General features: G+C 54.8%; 18 protein-coding genes. 10 read left to right on the top strand and 8 right to left on the bottom strand.

The window, feature by feature from the left end; genetic code table 11:
* The first annotated feature begins 75 nt into the window (after positions 1–75).
* Positions 76–918 carry a glutathione-dependent disulfide-bond oxidoreductase gene (gene yghU, locus EYC98_RS02110; RefSeq protein ID WP_279243650.1) on the top strand — a complete coding sequence of 281 codons (843 nt, stop codon included), beginning with the start codon at positions 76–78 and terminating at the stop codon, positions 916–918.
* A gap of 86 nt (positions 919–1,004) precedes the next feature.
* Here the strand turns inward: yghU and EYC98_RS02105 are convergent, their stop codons facing one another.
* Positions 1,005–1,565 carry a pyridoxamine 5'-phosphate oxidase family protein gene (locus EYC98_RS02105; protein WP_279243649.1) on the bottom strand — a complete coding sequence of 187 codons (561 nt, stop codon included), beginning with the start codon at positions 1,563–1,565 and terminating at the stop codon, positions 1,005–1,007.
* A gap of 198 nt (positions 1,566–1,763) precedes the next feature.
* Between EYC98_RS02105 and EYC98_RS02100 the strand changes: the two genes are divergently transcribed.
* Genes EYC98_RS02100 through EYC98_RS02080 form a run of 5 tightly spaced genes read left to right on the top strand, consistent with a single transcriptional unit; the run spans position 1,764 to position 8,368 of the window.
* Positions 1,764–3,266 (top strand): PQQ-dependent sugar dehydrogenase, encoded by a 1,503-nt coding sequence (locus EYC98_RS02100; protein WP_279243648.1) that lies wholly within the window; start codon positions 1,764–1,766, stop codon positions 3,264–3,266.
* On the top strand, positions 3,266–4,933 hold the full coding sequence (locus EYC98_RS02095) for a peptide ABC transporter substrate-binding protein (protein WP_279243647.1): 1,668 nt from the start codon (positions 3,266–3,268) through the stop codon (positions 4,931–4,933). Before EYC98_RS02100 ends, EYC98_RS02095 begins: the two co-directional genes overlap by 1 nt.
* Positions 4,930–5,871 (top strand): ABC transporter permease, encoded by a 942-nt coding sequence (locus EYC98_RS02090; protein ID WP_279243646.1) that lies wholly within the window; start codon positions 4,930–4,932, stop codon positions 5,869–5,871. The genes EYC98_RS02095 and EYC98_RS02090 overlap by 4 nt, the downstream gene beginning before the upstream one ends.
* Positions 5,868–6,758 carry an ABC transporter permease gene (locus EYC98_RS02085; protein ID WP_279243645.1) on the top strand — a complete coding sequence of 297 codons (891 nt, stop codon included), beginning with the start codon at positions 5,868–5,870 and terminating at the stop codon, positions 6,756–6,758. The genes EYC98_RS02090 and EYC98_RS02085 overlap by 4 nt, the downstream gene beginning before the upstream one ends.
* On the top strand, positions 6,758–8,368 hold the full coding sequence (locus EYC98_RS02080; protein WP_279243644.1) for an ABC transporter ATP-binding protein: 1,611 nt from the start codon (positions 6,758–6,760) through the stop codon (positions 8,366–8,368). Before EYC98_RS02085 ends, EYC98_RS02080 begins: the two co-directional genes overlap by 1 nt.
* Before the next feature lie 25 nt (positions 8,369–8,393).
* On the opposite strand, the gene EYC98_RS02075 is transcribed toward EYC98_RS02080, so the two are convergent.
* Positions 8,394–10,181, bottom strand: a complete 1,788-nt coding sequence (locus tag EYC98_RS02075; protein WP_279243643.1) for a redoxin domain-containing protein — start codon at positions 10,179–10,181, stop codon at positions 8,394–8,396.
* A gap of 135 nt (positions 10,182–10,316) precedes the next feature.
* On the opposite strand from EYC98_RS02075, the gene EYC98_RS02070 reads away from it, so the two are divergent.
* Entirely contained in the window at positions 10,317–12,647 is a 2,331-nt protein-coding gene (locus EYC98_RS02070) for an efflux RND transporter permease subunit (protein WP_279243642.1), read from the top strand.
* 7 nt (positions 12,648–12,654) lie between these two features.
* Here EYC98_RS02070 and EYC98_RS02065 read toward each other — a convergent pair whose 3' ends face one another.
* On the bottom strand, positions 12,655–13,272 hold the full coding sequence (locus EYC98_RS02065) for a DUF4114 domain-containing protein (RefSeq protein ID WP_279243641.1): 618 nt from the start codon (positions 13,270–13,272) through the stop codon (positions 12,655–12,657).
* Between the two features lie 358 nt (positions 13,273–13,630).
* Here EYC98_RS02065 and EYC98_RS02060 point away from each other — a divergent pair, with 358 nt between their 5' ends.
* Positions 13,631–14,575: a sterol desaturase family protein gene (locus tag EYC98_RS02060; RefSeq protein WP_279243640.1), complete on the top strand. Its 945-nt coding sequence runs from the start codon at positions 13,631–13,633 to the stop codon at positions 14,573–14,575.
* Positions 14,576–14,634: 59 nt separating this feature from the next.
* A complete protein-coding gene (locus EYC98_RS02055) occupies positions 14,635–15,345 on the top strand; it encodes a polysaccharide deacetylase family protein (protein WP_279243639.1) in 711 nt (236 codons plus the stop codon).
* Positions 15,346–15,360: 15 nt separating this feature from the next.
* Here EYC98_RS02055 and EYC98_RS02050 read toward each other — a convergent pair whose 3' ends face one another.
* Entirely contained in the window at positions 15,361–15,807 is a 447-nt protein-coding gene (locus EYC98_RS02050; protein WP_279243638.1) for a hypothetical protein, read from the bottom strand.
* A 29-nt stretch (positions 15,808–15,836) separates the two neighbouring features.
* On the bottom strand, positions 15,837–17,243 hold the full coding sequence (locus tag EYC98_RS02045) for an alpha-L-fucosidase (protein WP_279243637.1): 1,407 nt from the start codon (positions 17,241–17,243) through the stop codon (positions 15,837–15,839).
* 507 nt (positions 17,244–17,750) lie between these two features.
* Between EYC98_RS02045 and EYC98_RS02040 the strand changes: the two genes are divergently transcribed.
* Positions 17,751–19,253 carry an HAD-IB family hydrolase gene (locus EYC98_RS02040; RefSeq protein WP_279243636.1) on the top strand — a complete coding sequence of 501 codons (1,503 nt, stop codon included), beginning with the start codon at positions 17,751–17,753 and terminating at the stop codon, positions 19,251–19,253.
* Here the strand turns inward: EYC98_RS02040 and EYC98_RS02035 are convergent.
* From EYC98_RS02035 to EYC98_RS02025, 3 genes are read right to left on the bottom strand one after another with little or no spacing between them, the layout of a single operon-like run.
* The gene (locus EYC98_RS02035) at positions 19,250–19,870 is read right to left on the bottom strand and encodes an SOUL family heme-binding protein (protein ID WP_279243635.1); all 621 of its coding nucleotides are present in this window, start codon (positions 19,868–19,870) and stop codon (positions 19,250–19,252) included. The genes EYC98_RS02040 and EYC98_RS02035 overlap by 4 nt on opposite strands.
* Entirely contained in the window at positions 19,867–20,319 is a 453-nt protein-coding gene (locus EYC98_RS02030) for a pyridoxamine 5'-phosphate oxidase family protein (protein WP_279243634.1), read from the bottom strand. Before EYC98_RS02030 ends, EYC98_RS02035 begins: the two co-directional genes overlap by 4 nt.
* Positions 20,316–20,873: a DUF3833 domain-containing protein gene (locus EYC98_RS02025; RefSeq protein ID WP_279243633.1), complete on the bottom strand. Its 558-nt coding sequence runs from the start codon at positions 20,871–20,873 to the stop codon at positions 20,316–20,318. The genes EYC98_RS02030 and EYC98_RS02025 overlap by 4 nt, the downstream gene beginning before the upstream one ends.
* Positions 20,874–20,881: the final 8 nt, after the last annotated feature.

Genomic DNA, 20,881 nt, shown 5'->3' with positions numbered 1-20,881 from the left:
TTCAACAGCGGCGGAGTTTGTGTCTGCGGCAGAATCTCGTACACTCAGCGCTTCTTTTTTTAACTGGACTTCACTATGAGTGATTCATCAGCTTATGTTCCCCCCCGCGTCTGGAGTTGGGATAGCGAGAGTGGTGGTAAGTTTGCCAATATTAATCGCCCTGTAGCAGGCGCAACCCATGACAAGCCACTGCCCGTGGGTGAGCACGACCTGCAGTTGTATTCTCTGGGCACGCCCAACGGCGTCAAGGTGACCATACTGCTGGAGGAGTTACTGGCTCTGGGCATTAAAGAAGCCGAGTACGATGCCTGGCTGGTTAACATTGGCGATGGGGATCAGTTTGGCAGTGGCTTTGTTGAGGTCAATCCGAATTCAAAAATTCCGGCACTTTTGGACCGCAGCACCACGCCGGCAACCCGGGTATTTGAGTCGGGTGCCATAATGGTGTATCTGGCAGAGAAGTTCGGCGCCTTCTTGCCGACTGCCGGTGCGGACCGGGCGGAATGCATGTCATGGTTGTTTTGGCAAATGGGCAGCGCGCCGTTTTTGGGCGGTGGCTTTGGGCATTTCTATGCCTATGCTCCAGAGAAATACGAATACCCGATTAATCGTTATGCGATGGAGGTAAAACGTCAGCTGGATGTACTGGATCAAAACTTGGCTGCGCGTGAGTTTCTGGTTGGCGATGAATATACGATTGCGGATATGGCCAACTATTCTTGGTACGGCGCTTTGGTGCTGCACGATATTTACGAGGCTCAGGAGTTTCTGGACGTGACCTCTTATGCCAACGTGACACGCTGGGCACAACAGATAGAAGCGCGGCCCGCGGTCGCTCTGGGTCGACGGGTGAATCGCGCCTGGGGTCCCGAAGAGCAACAGGTGATCGAACGCCATAGTGCTGCTGACTTTAAGTAGGCAGCGTGCTGCGGCACGCCTGAATCAGCTTGTGCCGCGAGTGATGCCGCAGCATAGCGCGGCGGGCATTGCTGCCTGAGCGGAAGCTACTTGTTTTCGGCGTCGGCAGCGGCGAACTCAGCGTAGGCGTTAGCGGTTCCAGCGGCCATTTTGTCGCCGTCAAACGGGATCGACATTTCCGAGGTGAACTCCAGCACGATGCGTTCCGGTGTATCCAGGAAGCGCACAAACATGGCCGGGTCCAGGCCCGAAGTAAAGTTATTGTCTGGGTCGGTTTCGGAGTTCTGTGCCATGCCAGCGGCCAGGATATTGTAAAACCAGGTCTTGGTCTTCTGGTCATCGTGGATCACGGTGTTGCCCTTATAAGTGACGGTCTTGCCGCCGCCCATTGGGGCTCCCTTACTGGAGATGACAATCGCTGAGCGACCGTCGCGGGCGATAGCCTTGATGCGCACGCGCTCGCGGGTTGCTGTCATCCAGATTTTACCGTCGAGTGCTACATAGGCAGTGGTGACACCCATGGGGTGGCCGGACTTGTTGGCCCAGATGAAAGTACATTCGCCGCCAGTTTTTAGCAGTTCTTGCTCGCGCTCTGGCTCCAGTCGGTACTGTTTGACATCATCGTAGTTGGTAGATAATTCAGTCATGGTAATTTCTCGCTGGCAGGTTATTAAAAAAACAGGATAACTTGATTTTTATGTAGTGCAAGCACAATTTCCTTGCAGTGCATTGGTATGCGGTGCCTTTCTGCCGAGACAAAGCGCTGAAATGCATGGATTTTTCACCGGTGGCTGCTTATGCTCAAACGCCCGTGGCAACACAATGACAACATCCGGAAATCTGCCGTGAAAAAAATCCTGTTTGTAATACTCCTGCTTGCCGCCGTTTCCATTGCGCTGTTCAGGCTGCTGAGCAATGGCGGATTAGTCGACCCATTTGTGGCCGACTATGAGGAGCATTGCAGTTCCTGCCACGGTGCTGAATTGCAAGGTGTGGCAGAGCGGGGGCCAGCCTTGATCGATACTGAGCTACTGCACGGAGATACGGTTATCGCGTTGGAAGCCTTGATCGCTGGTGGCGTTGCCGGCACCACTATGCAGGGTTGGTCACCGCAACTGTCCGCAGAAGAGATACGCGGACTCGCCATTTATATTGCCGAGCGCAGGGTAGAGCGGTTGTTCACCGACTTTAAAACCGGCGGCGCTTTGACGCTGCCTGAAGGGGTTGTTGGCAGTAACTTGCATGACTTTCGTATTGAAGTAATCACTAATCAGCTGGATCCGTTGCCATTTTCCCTGGCGCCGCTGCCTGAGGGTGGGTTTCTGGTTACCGAAAAAACGCAGGGTCTGCGGCAGGTATCTGCAGACGGTGCTGTTTCGGCGTTAATTACCGGCACTCCGCTGGCGTACGATGATGGATTTGAGCAAGTGTTGGTGTGGGGTCATGGTTGGCTGCTCGATGTAGCGTTGCACCCTGACTATGCCAACAACGGCTGGGTCTATCTGCATCATACCCAGCGCTGTCCCGACTGCAGCCTGATTCATAAGAGCGTGAATCGAGTGGTGCGCGGTCGCATTCGCGATGGCGCCTGGATTGACGAGGAAGTTATCTGGGCGCCAGGCCCTGATCACTACTCTATCGTGCCCGATGTCGGCGCCGGCGGGCGCCTTGCTTTCGATGACGACGGCTATCTGTATATCAGTGTCGGTGTTAAAGGCAGTAGCAATTTTGATAGCGTGCAGAATCTGGAAAAGCCGGCGGGCAAAATTCATCGGGTGCATGACGATGGCCGGATTCCAGCCGACAATCCGTTCGTGGCGATGAAGGGAGCTTTTCCCAGCATCTGGACTTACGGCCATCGCAGTCCTCAGGGGCTGGAGTTCAATACGCGAAGCGGCCAGATCTGGTCTACCGAGATGGGGCCGCGCGGCGGTGATGAGCTAAACCTGCTATTGCCTGGGCGGAACTACGGCTGGCCGCTGACGTCACGCGGCCTGAATTATGACGGCTCATCTATCCACTACGGTGACTGGCTGGGCATCGACTTTGATATCAACGACATAGAACAACCTGTGCTTGATTTGACGCCAGCTCCGGCGGTATCCAGCTTCATATTTTATGAAGGTGATGCCTTTCCCGGCTGGCGCGGTCATGCTTTGTTGGGCTCATTGAAGGCCACTCAGCTTTACCGGGTGGAGTTGGAGGGCGATAAAGTGGTGGGCTACGAAGTATTGATCGATAGTCTGGCGCGTATCCGCGATATCGAAACTGGCGCTGACGGCATGATCTATCTGCTGTTGGAACACTCTGAAGGTGGTCAGATTGTGCGGCTGGTGCCATCGCCCTAATGCAGAAAATTAACCGTGGCTCGAGATTTAACAAAAGCGTCCGCGTTGGGGTACTACTGTGCCTGCTGTGCACGGTTATAGTCGCTGGCGGCTGCGGCAGTGGAGAAAGCAATGTTGCCAGTGGCAATCGTGAGGGCATTCTCTACTGGGGCAATGGTGCTGAACCTCAAGAGCTGGATCCGCATATCGTTACCGGAGTTCCAGAGCACTACATCCTCATTGCTCTGCTGGAAGGACTGGTACAAAAGGATGCCGCCACGCTGCAACCGCAGCCGGCGGTGGCAGAGCGTTGGCGGTTGAGTGCAGATGGTCGCGTTTACACCTTTACTATTCGCGCCAGCGCGCGCTGGTCTAATGGCGACCGATTGACCGCACACGACTTTGTCTGGTCGTGGATGCGAGCACTGACCCCGAAGTTGGGCAACGCCTACGCTTATATGTTTAATCCCATTGTTAACGCGCAGGCGTATGCCACGGGCGAGCTCACGGATTTTTCTGCGGTGGGTGTGAAGGCGCTGGATGATCTGACTCTGCAAGTCACCCTCGACAATCCCACGCCGTATTTTCTGCAGTTATTGGATCACTACTCCATGTTCCCGGTGCACCGCGCCACCATTGAAAAATTTGGCAGCATAGGCGAGGCGGGTACCGTGTGGACGCGGGCTGGCAACTATGTCGGCAATGGGCCTTTTGCGCTGCGCCAATGGGACCTGAACAAAAAGGTGATCGTGGAAAAAAACCTGCTGTACTGGGACGCAGAAAACGTCAGACTTAGTGGCATCCATTACTTCCCTACCGAAAACCTCACCACTGAGGAGCGTATGTTTCGCGCGGGCCAGTTGCACCGTACCAGCGAGGTGCCGGTCGGGAAGTTGGACTTTTACCGTGAGCAACAGCCGGATAGTTTGCGCATAGCGCCGTACCTGGGAACCTACTTTTACCGCTTTAATACTCGCTTACCGCACCTGGCCGATGTGCGCGTGCGCAAGGCGTTGGCAATGACGGTGGATCGCGAGGCCATCGTTGAGCATGTGTTGCGTGGCGGCCAGCAACCCGCGTATTCAATCACCCCGCCCGATACATTGGGTTATACGGCCAGTAGCGATTTGCGCTATGACGTGTTGGCGGCGCGCGAGCTGCTGGCGGCGGCGGGTTATCCTGACGGGGCCGGGTTTCCGCCAGTGGATATTCTGTACAACACATTCGAACAACATCGAAAAATCGCCGTGGCCATTCAGCAGATGTGGAAGCAGGCCCTGAATATTGATGTCACTATTCGCAATCAGGACTGGAAGGTCTATCTGGACACTCAGGCCAACGGCAATTTTCAGATTGCTCGCGCCGCCTGGATCGGTGATTACGTGGACCCCAACAGTTTTCTCGATATGTGGATCGCTGATGGCGGCAACAACCGCACGGGCTGGAGTGATCCGGATTACGAGCGACTGGTGTCGGATGAGGCGCCCAGCGCCGGCTCTGTCGAGCAACGCTATGCCATTCTAGGTGAGGCGGAATCGATTCTGCTCGATGCCATGCCGATCATTCCTATTTATCACTATGTGAGCATTCACCTGGTGCATCCGAGCGTCAAAGGCTTGCCGGGTAACCTGTTGAATAATCCAAATTTTAAGCACATTTATCTGCAAGCGGAGCCGGCTGCGCCGTGATGCGATTTATTGCCAGTCGCCTGCTGCAGGCCATTCCGGTCTTGCTGGTAGTGATTACCGCCACCTTCTTTCTGGTGCGTGCGGCGCCGGGTGGCCCCTTCAGCGCCGATCGTGCGGTATCGCCGCAGGTAATCAAAGCACTCAATGAGCGTTACCAATTGGATCAGAGCGTGTGGCAGCAATACGCGGCCTACATGACCGATCTGGCCCGGGGCGACTTCGGGCCTTCCTATAAGTATCCGGGCCGCAGCGTTAACGAGATGATTTTTGGTGGCCTACCGGCCACCGCAGAACTGGGGCTGTATGCGTTGTTGGTGGCAGTCGGCATTGGTCTTTGCGCGGGTTTATTGGCGGGCCTGCGTCCCAATACCGGGCAGGACTATGTGCCGATGACTATCGCTATGCTGGGCATTTGTATGCCAGCGTTTCTGTTGGGTCCGTTGCTGGTCCTGGTATTTGGGATGCGTCTGGAGTGGTTACCGATTTCCGGCTGGGGTGATCTGCCCGGTGACAAGGTATTGCCTTCGCTGACTTTGGGTGCGGCTTATGCAGCTTATATCGCGCGCCTGAGTCGGGCCGGTTTGCTGGAGGTGATGTCGCAGGATTATATTCGCACCGCACGTGCCAAGGGTTTGGCTGAGTGGCGCATTGTCAGTCGTCATGCTTTGCGCGGCGCGTTGATGCCAGTGATTGCATTTCTGGGTCCCGCCTTCGCCGGTTTGCTGGCGGGCTCTTTTGTGGTTGAGACGATTTTTCAAATTCCCGGCCTGGGACGTTTCTATGTACAGGCAGCGTTCAATCGCGATTACACCATGATTATGGGAACGACCATTTTTTTCTCAGTGGCTATTGTGCTGTTTAACCTGCTCTCGGATATTCTGGCAACCTGGCTTAACCCGCGGTTGCGACTGGCGCTCCGCAAAGGCTCTGGCACATGAGTGTGGCGCTGCCGGTCGATGCTCAGCAGAGCAGTTCCCTGTGGGGTGATGCCTGGTGGCGCCTGCGGCGTAACCGAGCGGCACTGGCGGGTCTGATCTTCCTGAGTGTGATTGTTGTCGTGGCCCTGCTGACGCCGCTACTGGCTCCCTATGCCTATGAGGAACAGCGGCTTGCGTTGGGGGCCTCCGGGCCTTCCGCCGCGCATTGGTTGGGCACCGATGTGCTGGGTCGGGATATGCTCACGCGCATCATGTATGGCGGCAGAGTGTCGCTGCTGGTCGGCTTTGTCGCTACCGCTGTTGCCCTGTTGATTGGCGTGCTCTATGGGGCTGTTGCCGGCTACGTCGGGGGTCGGGTCGACGCGGTGATGATGCGGTTTGTGGATATTCTCTACGCGCTGCCTTTTATGATCTTCATCATTCTGCTGTTAGTCATTTTCGGGCAGAGCATGCTGCTGCTGTTTATCGCTATAGGCGCAGTAGAGTGGTTGACCATGGCTCGTATTGTGCGTGGCCAGGTGCAAAATATTCGGCGGCAGGAATTCGTGGAAGCGGCAGTGTCGATGGGGCTGGGGCCCTGGACTATTATTCGTCGTCACGTAATACCCAATACGTTGGGCCCTGTGATTGTTTACACCACGCTGACGATTCCCAGTGTCATGTTGCTGGAGGCGTTCCTGAGTTTTCTGGGGCTGGGGGTGCAGCCTCCACAGAGCTCCTGGGGGCTGTTAATCTCCTATGGAGTGGAGACGATGGAGGAGTTTCCCTGGTTGCTTGTTTATCCGGGACTGGCGCTGACCCTCACCTTGTTTGCACTTAATTTTCTGGGGGATGGCCTGCGCGATGCACTCGATCCACAGTCGGCCTCGGGGCGGGGTGGTAGCTGATGGCGCTGCTTGAGGTCGAAGGCCTGACGGTCAGTTTCCGGTCGCGCTATGGTCAGGTGACTGCGGTCGATAACGTCAGTTTCAGCGTGACCGAAGGTGAGACACTGGCTATCGTCGGTGAATCTGGCTCCGGCAAGTCAGTAACCTGCTACAGCCTGCTGCAATTATTGCCGCGTCCGCCCGCCAGTATCGAAGCGGGCACTGCTCTTTTCAATGAGCTGGACTTACTGCGGCTGAGCGAGCGCGAGTTGCGGAAGGTCAGAGGTAGCGAGATTGCCATGGTCTTTCAGGACCCTATGACCAGCCTCAATCCCTATCTGTCGATTGGCAGCCAGCTGATCGAACCGCTACAGTTGCACCACGGCTGTGGTCGTCGTGAAGCGCTGCAGAAGGCTGTTGTCGCGCTAAAGGAAGTCGGCATTGATCGACCACAGACGCGCATCAGTGACTACCCGCATCAGCTTTCGGGCGGTATGCGGCAGCGGGTTATGATTGCCATGGCGCTGATTGCAGAGCCGCGCCTGCTGATTGCCGACGAGCCGACGACGGCGCTTGATGTTACCGTGCAAGCGCAAATTCTGCAGTTGTTAAAGCGCATTCAGCAGCAACGTCAGCTGACCGTGATTTTTATCAGTCATGATTTGGCGGTTGTGGCAGAAATAGCCGACCGGGTGCTGGTTATGCATCAGGGACAGGTGGTTGAGGCGGGATCGTGTAGTGAAGTATTACAGCGACCGCAGCAGCAATATACTCGTGACCTGTTGGCGGCAGTGCCGCGTGGTGCCAAGCAGAAAACCGCGACTGAGGTAGCTCCGGCGCTGCTGCGGGTCAGTCAGTTGAGCACGTGGTTTGCCGGTTCCGGTGGATCGTTTTTCGGTGCTGAGGCAGCGCCTAACAAAGCGGTAGATGATGTCAGCTTTGAGGTACGGCGTGGGGAGATAGTCGGGCTGGTCGGCGAATCCGGTTCCGGCAAGTCGACTACCGGACGTTCTGTTTTACAATTGCTGCCGCAGACGGCGGGACTGGTTGAATTTGACGGGGTAAATCTCAGCCAACTCAAGCGTTATCAAATGCAGCAGATGCGGCGGCGCATGCAGATGATTTTTCAGGACCCCTATGCCTCCTTGAATCCGCGCATGACAGTCTACGAATGCCTGGCCGAGCCGCTGCTACACCACGGACTGGCAGTGCGGGGTTCAGCAATGGCGCAGGTGTTGCAGCTGATGGACGATGTCGGTTTGGCCCGCGCCGGCATCCGCAAATACCCGCATGAGTTTTCCGGCGGTCAGCGCCAGCGCATTGCTATCGGCCGTGCGATTGCCACACGACCTGAATTTATTGTCGCCGATGAGCCGGTATCGGCGCTTGATGTCACTATTCAGAGCCAAATTCTAGAGCTTCTGCTGGCGTTAGTTGAGCAGCACAACCTGTCAATGCTGTTTATCTCTCATGACCTGGCGGTCGTGCGCAAGCTGTGTGACCGGGTGCTGGTGATGCGGGCGGGAAAATTGGTTGAGTCTGGCGCGGTGGAAGCAGTTTATGCTAACCCTCAACATCCCTATACCAAAACATTGCTGGCAGCGCTGCCGCAACTGGCGGCAGTGCCGTAATCTTTATCCTCCCAAGTGACTTCGGTTAAAGCCCCGCAACGCCAGGTGCTTTTTTGGACTTGGCCTGAGCTGTTTTTTCATCACTGAAGGTAACCCGATTGCCCGGTGTATCACCGTCATAACGCAGCGTATTGAACCCAAAAAACATCTCGTGTTTGGTTTGTAAACCAAAATGTACCGGCTTGGATGGGTCCGGGTTGTAAGGGTTACGGTCGGAGTTATCCATAGCGCCGCGAGTCACCAGGCGGGTGCCAGCAGGTAAGAAGTGGGGCTCTTTGAGTTGGTAATTAAATTGCCAGTTGAACTCGTAATTTGGCACCGAGAGCAGAACCTCGGAGCTGCCGTCGGGGTACTCGGCAATATAGCTCATATATTTGCCGCGATAATGCATGTGCGGCATCAAGGAGTAGAGCCAGGCATCGTGCTCTACCAACTGCTCGCCGCGCATCGGATATTCTTTGGTGTGCGGCGGAATCATGAAGCGGCGCAGCCCTGCCACCCCGCCAGACATGACGTACTGGGGTGGCTTATCATAGAGGTAAAGGCCGATCTCGGTTTCATCCACGGTGGCTTTGCCGGAAGTCGTGTAATGCATTTGCAGGAGCAGGTTGGAGCCTTTGCGCAGCAGTTTACCGCTGTTATCGCGGAAGGCATCGGGCTGCCGTCCCGGGGCAAAGCCACCCAGGCTGTTGTCGCGCGAAGTACTGTCTTCTCCGCGAGCCGACTTGTCGGCGGGGCTGGAAACGTATGCAATCACATGGTGCAGCACCTGCCGGTCGCCGGGTACGGTTTCCATAGCTCGCACCCAGACATCGCGATCAAGGTTGAGCTGCACCGGCACGTAGCGGTAGTCAATAACACCGGTGGCGGGTATCGACTGGGCGGGCACCTTGAGAATTATGTCGGGCTCACCCATTGTAAAGTGCTGTTCGGTAAAGGTCAGCTTGGCCAGTGGGTCTTCGCCGTTAGCATCCGCTGGCGCACCGGCATCAATCCAGTGAATCAGAAGTTGTTGCTCACGCGTGGTGAGGCCGGCCATATCGGCGATAGGTTTGCCGACATGGTGGTCGATCTGGCCGGGCGGCATGCGGCGCGTCATAACCACTTCGCGCATCATTTTCGACCAGCCCTGAACCATGGCGTGACTGGACATAGACCAAGGTCCAATACCGCCGTCATGGTGACAGGACACACAGTTCTCGGTCAGGATTGGAGCGATATCGTCACGGTATGAAATAGTGTCCGGTGTACGGCCGGCACTGCTGGTGTACTCAATGGCCATGCCGGTACTAACCGATTGCCCGGCCAGCGGTTTGCCGCCGTCCAGCAGTGCTTCCAGTGCCTTGCGCACGTCATTGCCGGCTTCACCGCCGCGGCCCTGATACACCGTTTGCATGGTTGCTGGATCTATTACCAGAACCTCGCCGGTCTGGCTCACGCCCAGTGACTCGGCGACCAGCTGTGATTCGTCAACCAGAATAGGCAATGTGTACCCCTGGCTTTTGGCTTCTGCGGCAATGCTATGGCGATCGTCAGCTGCACTGGGATTAAGCATGAAAAATACAACGTCAAGCTGCTCAAAGTCCGCACGCAGTAGCTCGAGATCAGAGGCAGACTGACGCGCTGCGGCATCATTGTTGGTCTGCACCAGCATGACGATGGCACGCTGGTCACCGTAGTAGCTAAGGCGATGAAATTTGCCCAGATGGTCGAGTAGTGCGAAGTCTGCGACGCTGGTATCCGGCGCGCTGTAAGCGGACAAGCTGAAACAGAAGCTGGCGCTAGCCAGTAGCAAGAGGCGAACTATTTTCATGGCAGGTACCCACCGTACAATACGAGCACAAACCCTAGCATATTATCGCTGGCATTTGAGCCAGTCATTACCCGGCACGCGTGATTAATGCGGCGAGTGTGGTATAACGCTTTCTCAAGTTACCCGGAGTAATAAATGCAGTCACTGGTAGACCAACTTATAGGTAAACGGTACCTGCTCGCTATGCTTACCCTGCTGATTACGGCGGCGTTGGGTTGGGGCATACCGGCGGTAACCAGTGATAACGGCTTCACGGCTATTCTCAGTGAGAGTGATCCCTATCGCGCCGAGGTCGATCAGGTGCGCGAAGATTTTCCGCCCAGCACCGGTGTTTTGTTCGCCTTCGAGGCGCGCGAGGGTGATGTGTTCGGGATGCAGGCCGTTGCGGCGATGGATGCGCTGACCAATCGCTATACCGAAGTTGAGTCCGCAGTCTCGGTGGGTTCGCTGTTGAATCGCCGCCTTAATGCCGTGGACGCTAAACGTCATGACCGTGACTATCTGATTCCCGAGCTTGATGACATTGATCAGACGCAGCTCGACGCCATCCGTGACATCGCCCTGGCGGATGAGGATCTGGTCAAGAGCCTGCTGGCGCCAAAGGGTGATATGGCGCTGGCGATGATCAAGTTCAAAGCTGTCGATGATGAAAAGTCGACCCGCCTTGGCATTGCTGAGTCGGTAGTAGCATTGCGAGACTCTCTGCGCGCGGAGTATCCTGGTGTCGCAATCTATGTGTTGGGTAACGTGCTGTTCGAACTCGACAGTCATAATGCCCAACTCAAGGATCGCAGCTATTTGATGCCACTCGTGGTGTCCATCTCCATTTTGCTGCTCTGGTTTTGCCTGCGCTCCCTGTCGTTCTCCCTTTCCATACTGGTTGTTGCTGTGGTGTCCGTGGTGATGACGGTGGGCACTATGGGCTGGCTAAAGGTGCCATTTAACCAGATTTCGACGATGGGTCCGTTGGTGGTGGTGCTGATTGCGGTTGCGGATGGTGTGCATATTGTGTCGATTTATGTGCAGGGGTTGCACCGCTCGCTAGGACGGCTTGAAGCTATGCGCGAAAGCCTGATGATCAATATACAACCGGTCACGTTAGCCTCTGTGACCACCGTCATAGGTTTCCTCAGTCTCAACTATTGTTCGTCACCGGGCATTTACGGCTTCGGTAATGTGGTGGCGGTTGGGGTTGTCTGGGCCTATCTGCTGAGTCTGACCTTGCTACCTGCGCTGATTCTTCTGCTACCTGTCAACAAGGTGGCCAAGCCGTTGGGCGTGGATGGGTTTATCGCAGCGGTGCGGCGTGCGGTACTTAATCACGGTAACCGTTTGTTCCTGTGGGGTCTGCTGTTGATCGTAGTGACGCTGGCTTTGTTACCGCTGAACCGGGTCGATTTCAACCGCTATAGCTTTATTGATAAAGATTCGGATTTCCACATTGTGCTTAAAGCCCTGTCAGAGAAAATCGGTAACGACCAAAGTCTGGTCTACAGTATTCACAGCGGTGAATACTACGGCATTACCCAGCCCGGTTTTCTGGCCGATGTGGAGGAATTTTCCCTGTGGCTGGAGGCGCAACCGGAAGCCAGCTTTGTTACCAGCTACACAGATATGCTCAAGACCCTGAACCGTGCCGAACACGATGATGATCTAGCGTGGGACGTGTTACCGGACGATCAATTACAGATTATCGACTATTTGGTCGGCTACCAATTGGTGCAGGAGATTGAACCTAACCTCGAGCCCATTTTTAACCCGGACTACTCAGCCATTCGGCTGGTGATTGGTACCTCTAACCTGAGTAATCTGCAGCTGCTGAATTTCAACACGCGTATCGAGACCTGGATTGCCGACAATATGAACCCTGGCTATACCGTTCGACACGGTGATAATAGCATTCTGTTTGCGCGGCTTGATCGCTCGATTTCGATCGAGCTGCTGCAGGGCTTCGCCCTGAGCTTTCTCTTGATTACGATAACGCTGGCGATTGGGCTGCGCAGTTTGCGCTATGGTTTACTCAGTACCATGCCCAATCTGTTCCCGGCGACTATCGTGTTTGGTGTGTGGGGTGTACTTAATGGCGAGCTGAGTCCCTACATTCTGATGCTGTTTTCTATCAGCATAGGGCTGGTGGTCGATGACTCTGTGCACATCCTCAGTAAATACATACGTGGGCGCAGGGATAAACTGAGTCCAGAGGATGCGGCGGGTTATTCCCTGGATAAGGCGGGTCCGGCGATTACGATTACGACTTTGGCGCTGGCGATAAGTACGTTTGTGCTGGTGCTATCCAGCACTTTCTATTATCAGAATGTGGCATTGATGCTAACGCCCATTATTGTCGTGGCGCTGTTGCTGGATTTGTTGTTTCTACCGCCCTTGCTGATCAGGTTTGATAATTGGTGGGAGCGGGGACCGGGAGCGCGACTGGTCTCCCGCAGGTCGATTAATAAGCCGCATTAAGCCTGCCTCAGGCGACTTTGCGGCGCTTCCAGTACACGCCCAGCATACCCAAGGCTACCAGCGGCAGTAGCGGAGGCTCAGATACCTGCGTTGGGGGACTCGGTGGATCAACCACGTTACTGAGCAGAAACTCAAAGTCGTTATAATCCTCATCGCCGCCGCCCCAAAGATCTTCAAAGCCTACGCGGGTTATGTAGCCGCCGTTTACCAAGCTTGTAGTCGCTTTGGCATGAGCCAGCTGGTCGGGATTACGGTTGATATCGCCCGTGTAGAAGTTGTTGCCAGTGTTTCTAACGAACAAGCGAAAAATTAATTCAGTGCCTGCATCAAAGCTGCCCAGATTCGCCGTGCTGCCAGCAGACGTATTCTTGTTGAATATGGCGGTCGGAGTTCCGGAGTTTGGAGTGGCCAGAAACAAAGTGTTGAAATAGCCGGCATCACTGCCAAGGAAGGTAGCGGTTACAGTCCCGGTATCCACAACCAGTAGCTGGCCACCAAGAATGTCGATGTCGAGAAGACCTTCGTCTACGATCAGGCCAGCCTGAGCCTGAGCTGTCAGTAGCAGAGCCAGGGGAAGTAGCGCGCGTCGAATTTTTTTGGTCAAACTGTCCTGCAAAAACTGCATTTTCTTAATCCCGTTTTGCCGCTCCTGTTAGGTCTCTTCGAAGCAGCTTATTGTCTGTTTCATCAGTCTTTGCAGTTTGTGTGCCAAAATCTTAAGTACATGAAAAATATAATAAAATTAACAAATCCCTTTATCATAAATCACAGAGTGTAAAGTTATCCGACACTGCGGTTCAGGTGAAGATAGAGCCAGCAAATCAAACGCGGCCGACGTTACCGGCCCTTGTAAGGCCCTACAAAAACTTCCTCAAAAACTGTGCAGCGCCGCACATTAGTGTGGGTTTGGATATCGAGCGTCGTTTGTCGAGGCCACACTATTACGTTACCTTTGAGTCAGGTGAATAAGCAGGACGATGGCTATGGCGGCTTTGTGGGCGGATTATCTGGCCAAGATACCTCAGGTCTATGTGGTGCTTGGCTATGCCTATATGAGCCTGGTACTGAGTTGGCCACTGTTTCTGCTACTTGAGAAAATAACGCCTGTGGTCCCGCGCACGCCGCTGGCCAATTTCTGGCTGAACTGGCGGATTACGGCGAGTAACCTGGTGTTGTCGCCGCTGATATCAAGCATGGTGATTGTCGCAACGGCGGCCTTGGCACTGGGGCTGGATTTGCCCAGACTAAACTTGAATACGTCAGGGCTGGGTGTGGGTCTGCCGTTGCTGGATACGTTGATGCAAGGCACTGTCATTTTTTTCACGGCGTGTTTGCTTGGCGATTTCTCCTATTACTGGTGGCATCGTGCCCAACATCAAATTCCTTTCCTGTGGGAGATGCATAAGCTGCACCACAGTGATGAAAACCTTAATACGACCACCATCTATCGGTCACATTTTACCGAATCAGCAGGGCAGGCACTTTTTCGTGGTCTTTCTGTGGGTCTGGTATTTGATCCGGCCCAGGCACCGCAAACCGTGTTGGCGATTGTGGCAGGCGGCCTGTTGTTAGTGCTTTGGGATTACTTCATTCATGCCAACGTCAGGATCGATGCACTGCATCGATTTTTGCCGTTTTTCTCCACGCCTCAATACCATTGGGTACACCATTCGAAATTACCGCAGCATCAGGATAAGAATTTTGCTATCTGGTTGCCGCTCTATGACGTGCTGTTTGGCAGTTATTATAAGCCGACGGTTGATGAGTATCCGCCCACGGGCCTGGCTAGCGGTGAAAAAATCGAAACCGTTTGGGCTGCGCAGAGCGGACCGCTGGTGGCATGGTGTGCCATGCTTGCTCGACCTTTGCGGCGCTTAAAGGCGGTTGAGCAGGGCTCGGCCAAGGCGCCTGCGGAATCGGAACCCTAATTTTACTGGACTATTGGTCAGTCGATGATTCCGGATTGTCTTATGAGGGGTGAGTTAAGGTGCTGATAAGACTTGGTATAGGTTTTACTGTTGCCTTGGTGATACTAGTGCTGGCAGCCGTCTGGAGCTATCGCGATGTAGCTATTTGGCCGCAGGTGGGCGAAAAAGTTGTGGCGCTCACTTTTGATGATGGCCCCAACCCGCCGCATACACAGGCCTTATTGCGGGAGCTGGAGTCTGCCCAGGTCAGTGCGACCTTCTTTATGAAGGGAGCCAATGCGGAAGCCTTTCCGGAGCTGGTGCGTGCGGTAGCAGCGGCGGGCCATGAAGTTGGAAACCACAGTTTTTATCATCGACCGATGTTGGCGCTGGGCAGTGCTGCTTATGTCGAAGAGCTGCAACGTACCAATCGCGCATTGGAGTCGGCTCTGGGCTACCTGCCCCATTTATTCAGGCCCCCTTATGGTTTGCAAGGCATTGGGCTGACAAATGCCTTAAAGAAGCTTGAGTTGCGCTCTATTGCCATGGGTGTGCATGGCAGCGATTGGAGCGAGAAGGATGCCGGACTGATCACAGACGCAATCCTTGCGGATATTAAGCCGGGCGCCATTGTCCTGTTGCACGACGGTCATGCGGATGTTGCCGACCCGGATGCGCAGGACAGCCGAGCTGCAACTGTGGCGGCAACACGCGCGCTAATAGTGGCACTGCGTGCTGACGGTTATCGGTTTTTGACGGTGAGCGAGTTGCTGGCGTTGGAGCAGCAGTGAGCTCTCTTGGCGATACTAAAGACCAGATTCGTTTTCTGGCAAATACTCTTTGAATATATCACCAATCGCTTCATTGCCGTGGGTGGGTACCCGGTAGTAGGTGCGAATTTCCAATGAGCCGTCTTCCCCAAAGCGATAAGTCTCGATGCTGTACTGCACCTGCGGTCCGTCAGGTCCGTCAAAATGGTTTTCCAGACACCAGGCCACCTCATTGCCGCAGACGAATAACGTACCTTCTTGTATTTTGAAGCGAACGCGCGGCTGGAATAAGTCCCATGAGTCTTCGCAGCTATGGCGAAAGCCCGTTTTTTCGGGTGTCCCAACCGGGTCCAGCATGGTGACATTGTCGCCAGGGCAAACGGTGCGATAGCTATCAATCCACGCTTGTTTGTTGCCCGCATTCCACAGGAGCGGATACTGGGTTGCCCAGTTTAGTAGAGCCTTCTTGTCCGGTGCTGACATAGCGCGTTGTCCTTTAAGGTTGGCGTTGCTTACTCGATGGTGAAAGCAAAAGTATAGGCCGGTTGCAGCGGCAGCGCCTCAGCGGGCAGTTGAATCTGCAGACCAGTGGTGACTTTTTTGTAGTCCACGGCGCCGTACCCTAATAGTTCGACGGCGCTCACCTCCGGTAATACTTCAGTCAAAGTGATCTTCCCGGTGGGGGCTGCCAGCAGCATGGCATACAGTGTGTTGTCCTTGCGGGTATAGCGCAGTGACTGTCCCTCTGCAGTGAGGCCGCCAAATATGTCCCAAGGTCGGGTGCCGTAGATGGCCTCACCATTGATCTTGAGCCAGCCCCCCAGCTCCAGCAGCGGGCGTTGTTGAATGCTGGGAATCTGGCCATAGCTGTCCGGGCCAACGTTGATCAACACGTTGCCATTTTTGGAGACGGTATCGATGACGTAGTGCACCAGAGCTTCCCCCGAGAGCATGTCAGCGGCAGTTTCCAACTGCTGGAAGCCAAAGGAGCCACCAAGGCCGCGAGTTGATTCCCACTTAAAGGGGGCGATGCCTGGCAGGTTAGCGTATTCACTGGTTTTGAATCCGAAGCGGGTGGCCACGTCCTGTAATGGGTCGGTTTCCCTCTGAACGCTCCAGACCGCGAGCTTCTTCAGTAGCCAGGCGCCCCCAGGCCAGGCGGCCACGCGACCCAGAAAATCAAACGCCTCCCAGCGGTCATTGATGACACCATCCGGTACCTGCTCAAAGTAATCTAGTAACAAAGCGTCGCGATCACCCCGTGACGGATAGCCAATATCAGCCCAGATCACAGCGGGTCTGTAATTGGTGATAAGTTCGCGTAGGTGGCCGTTAGTGTAGTCACCGTAGTCCTGCCCCTGCGGAGCGGACTTTAGGAAATTGGTAAAAAAGTCACCGTCTGCTGACAGTTCGAAAGTCCAGTCCAGGCCGGTAGAGTAATAGAGGCCGTACTTCATACCCTTGGCACGCACGGCGTCTGCCAGCTCGCCAACAATGTCCTGCTTGTTGAACCAGTTGTCCTGATGCGGATTGGGAACCGCACTCGGCCATAGGGTATAGCCGTCATGATGCTTGGAGACGAGCACTACGTAGCGAGCGCCAAAGTCCGAGAATAACTGTGCCCATTCCGCCGGCTTCCAGTTGTCGGCAACCCGTTGTTCATAAATCGGCTTGAATGCCTGATAGGGAGAGTTTTCACCCCAGTGCTCATTGTGCCAGGCGCGGGTCTTGCCGTTGCGGTCTTGCAGTGAGAACAAATACCACTCGGCGTAAGGTATTTCATAGCTGCCCCGTCCCAGTAGCACCTGACGCTCGAGTTCCCCGGGCTCAAAAGCTTCACCAGCCGCATAGGCTGGAACCGATGGCAGCCCCCAGTGGATAAAGATGCCCAGCTTGGCATCCTCGAACCACTCCGGCATCTGCCGGCTGCGCTCTAGCGCCGGCGGGGTTTCGGAACTACAACCCGGTAAGATAAACGCAGAAAATACAGCGATTAAGAGAGGCTGCCTAAGACTTGAGAAAAATCTATAGAAGTCGCGCATGGTGTGCCGGTTCCCTCTTATTGTTATTTTGCTATCGCAATGACAGCAGTGAGCTGCAGGCTCGCTGTCAGCATAGTCTAGCGCAGCTATTACGTAACGCACGATAACTGCACTGAAGTCCGCGCGCAGTGCACTTTGCTGCATAAAGGTGCGCTCAATCCGCCTGCGGGCCAGTTCAGTGCATGTTGCATTACGACGCCAGTGTCATATCCCGTTAACTTTGTGTCTATATGCTAGGTATATAGGGCTGAGTAGTTTGCCTCAGTTCTGGCACACATTTTGCTGGATCAGACACAGTAGTGGTGAGCTGCTTCTATCAGCGAACAGATAGCCAACTAACATTGATGCGTCTGAGGCAGGGCTTCAGTTCAAGGGGGTTTAACAGTGAGTGCAGTTAAAGCATTGGTAGAGCATAGGCAGCGATTGTTAGCGTTGCCGGATCATGGCGAGCCGGTGGTCGCTTTCTTCGATATGGATAAAACGCTGATTCTTGGACATTCGATATGGGCGCTGTTACGTGAGGGTGTTTTGTCGCGTCGTTCTGACACGGTCAGAATGGCGGTGGAGTTTCTGGCGCATTATGATCGTCGCGGCGGTGGCCGTAATTACTCCAGTGTTTACAAATCGTTCCTTGGCGGCATCGCCGGTATTGAGGCCCGTGAGCTGCAGGAACTGGCAGACAAAGCCTTTGCACGTAGTGTGGCCGCGAATATCTATCGTGAGGCGCGGGAACTGGTCGCTCTGCACCAGGAGCTGGGCCACAAGGTGGTTATCGTTTCTGCGGCGACTCAATTTCAGGTGGCTCAGGTTGCGCAGGCGCTCGGGGTTGACGATTTCCTCTGCACGCGACTGGAAATAAGGGATGACCATCTGACTGGAGAACTGGTAGGTCCACTATGTTATGGCGAAGGCAAGGTAATGGCGGCTCGGAAGTATTCGCGCCGCCATGGCGCCAGGTTGGCGCAGAGCTGGTTCTATTCTGATTCTTACGATGATTTGCCGTTGCTCAAACAGGTGGGATATCCCATCGCAACTAATCCATCCGAGGCACTGCTGTCGGTTGCTACTCAGCGGGGTTGGCCGGTGCTGAGCTTTTGCAGCCGTGGTAAAGGCGATCTGGAAAGCTTGCTGCGCACCGCTCTGATGGGAAATACCCTGTTGTCGGCCGCCGCAGCAGGGGCGGCAGCATGGCTTTTTTCGAGGTCTGGCCGCAGTGCCAGCAACCGCATGATGGTTACCCTGGCGGATCTGGGTGCAGCCAGTGCTGGCCTCGAATTTGACGTTAAAGGTGCAGAGTACCTGGAGGCAGAACGCCCCGCGATTTTCACCTTCAATCACCAGAGCTATATGGACTCAGTGGTGCTGGCGCATCTGCTGCGTCACGACGTGGTGCCGATGGTGAAGCAGGAGTTGGCTAGTAATCCAGTATTGGGTCCGCTGCTGCGAGCCCACGGAGCAATATTTGTAGATCGGAATGCCAATAATCAATCGGCGTGTCTGGTCCAGGCGCGCGAGGTGCTCGATGCAGGGAAGAGTATTGTCATTGCCCCGGAGGGAACCCGCAGTGCCACCGGCGAACTGTTGGAGTTCAAGCATGGGGCATTCTACTTGGCGCGTAAAATGCGAGTGCCTTTGATCCCGGTGGTACTTCATAACGTGGCAGATACTCTGCCCAAGGGCGGCCTGTTGCTGCGTTCGGCGACTATTAATGTGTCTATACTGCCGCCTGTGCAGTTCTCCGAGCTTGGCGATATAAGGCTCGCTGCGGTGCGCTTGCACGCGGCTTATGAGAGGGAGTTGGCAGCTCTTTGGGCGCATCCATTGGCAGCAGGCGGCGTAGCAGAATCCGCTAAACATGCCGAAGTGGAGCGGGGACGTTTTGCTTAGTTACTGTCGCCTTGACTCAGTGGAGATAGCGCAATATCTACCATTATTTCGTTGCGGCGCTGAAACGGTGGCGTCCACGGTGGATTGTATTGATTCAGTGTCATGTCACCGGCAATGGCAATCGACTGTTGCTCTAGCGCATCGCGCAGCTGCTGGGTGTACTTCCTGATTTTGCCGGCGGTGGCCCAGCCAGAGAAACTGATCACGGCGGCGGTTCGACCGGGAACCTTTACCAGCGTCACGCTCTGGTCGCTCGGTTCCGGTAACTGCTCCATGTTGTAGGCGCTGGGCATGGTGAAAGCCATCGTGGTTTTGGTGCTGCCCAATGTTTCCTGTACGGGAGCCGTCATGGCAATTGACTCGCCGGAGCTGTTGCCGCCAAAGATGAATCCTGCCAGACGGCGAAAGCCGGCGTTAGTCCCACTATTGTCAGGCAACACCGTGATGGCCTGGATTGCAGGCTCATATTCACGTAGCTCTACGTCGCCCAGTTTATATAGCATTTGGTAGGCAGGCTCTTCGATACTGTTTGCCATGCTGGTGGCTCCTGTCAACGCAACAATGGCGATGGCTCGCAATAGTCCTGATACATTGAACGTGGTGCTGGAAATCTTCATACTGCTTCTGCCATTCGCTCTCGGTAGTCCCAACTGTAGATGCGCGAAGGCTTGAGGGTTATTAACAATTCCTCATCGCTGCGATCTAGCAGCCATTGTCCCAGACCTGAATCGCTGCCGCCCAGGTAACGGCTGAGCAATTCATGCAGTGTTGATTTGTCTCCCAGTGGCTCCAGACTGACTAGTGCCTGACCCCTGACGCCATAGTAAGGTGGCTCGTTAGGCGCTACCTCGAAGCCTACCCGCGGGTTGGCACTAAGTATCTTGATGAGGTGCGAGTCGCGATGAGATACACATAAAATTTGGTCCTGCTGGTGACGAAACCACAGCGAAACGACGCGCGGAAAACCATCGGCACCGACACTTGCAAGCCGAATCGGAAAGCTGCTTTGCTGGAGGAATTCAGCGACTTCAGCCTCTTTCCAGGCGCCGCGGTAAGTAGTGGTCATGGTGTTAGCCCTTCTGTTGCCTCTGCAGGCTGACGGATGATGACCAGCAGTAGACTGCCGACCTGAACGCCAAATTTTAGCATTCTTGATTCATTGAGCAGGATGTCGTCGGTAACCAGGTACATGCGATCATCGACGCGCACATCTATAGTGCCATCTTTGTAGGGTATGCGAAGTACGTAGTCAAGAAACACGCTATTACCAGCGACCATTAGCTGGCCATCGCCGACCACGTCTCCAGCACTACCAGTATAACTGCCATCAGCTTGTGGCGTGAGGGTCCATATTCGCTTCTGCAATTCACCATCATCGAAGATAAAATCCTCGTCGAGGGTACCTACCCCGGCATCCCAGCTTGCAGCTATGTCGGCATTGAAGGTGCGAATAATTTTGCCGCTGCGATCTTTAACCACACCATGTGCTGTCATCTGGCCGCTAAAAAACTGCTCCAGCTGCATAGCGGGCTGCAGATCGGTGTGTTGTTCGATCTGGACTTGTGAGCACGCGCTCATTAGCAGTAGCAGGGGTGGCAGAAGCAGCCGTTTGAAGAGCATAGGGAGTG

It is taken from the genome of Candidatus Litorirhabdus singularis (assembly GCF_026262625.1).
GTDB lineage: Bacteria > Pseudomonadota > Gammaproteobacteria > Pseudomonadales > Halieaceae > Litorirhabdus > Litorirhabdus singularis.
This window is presented reverse-complemented; position numbering and strand designations above follow the sequence as displayed.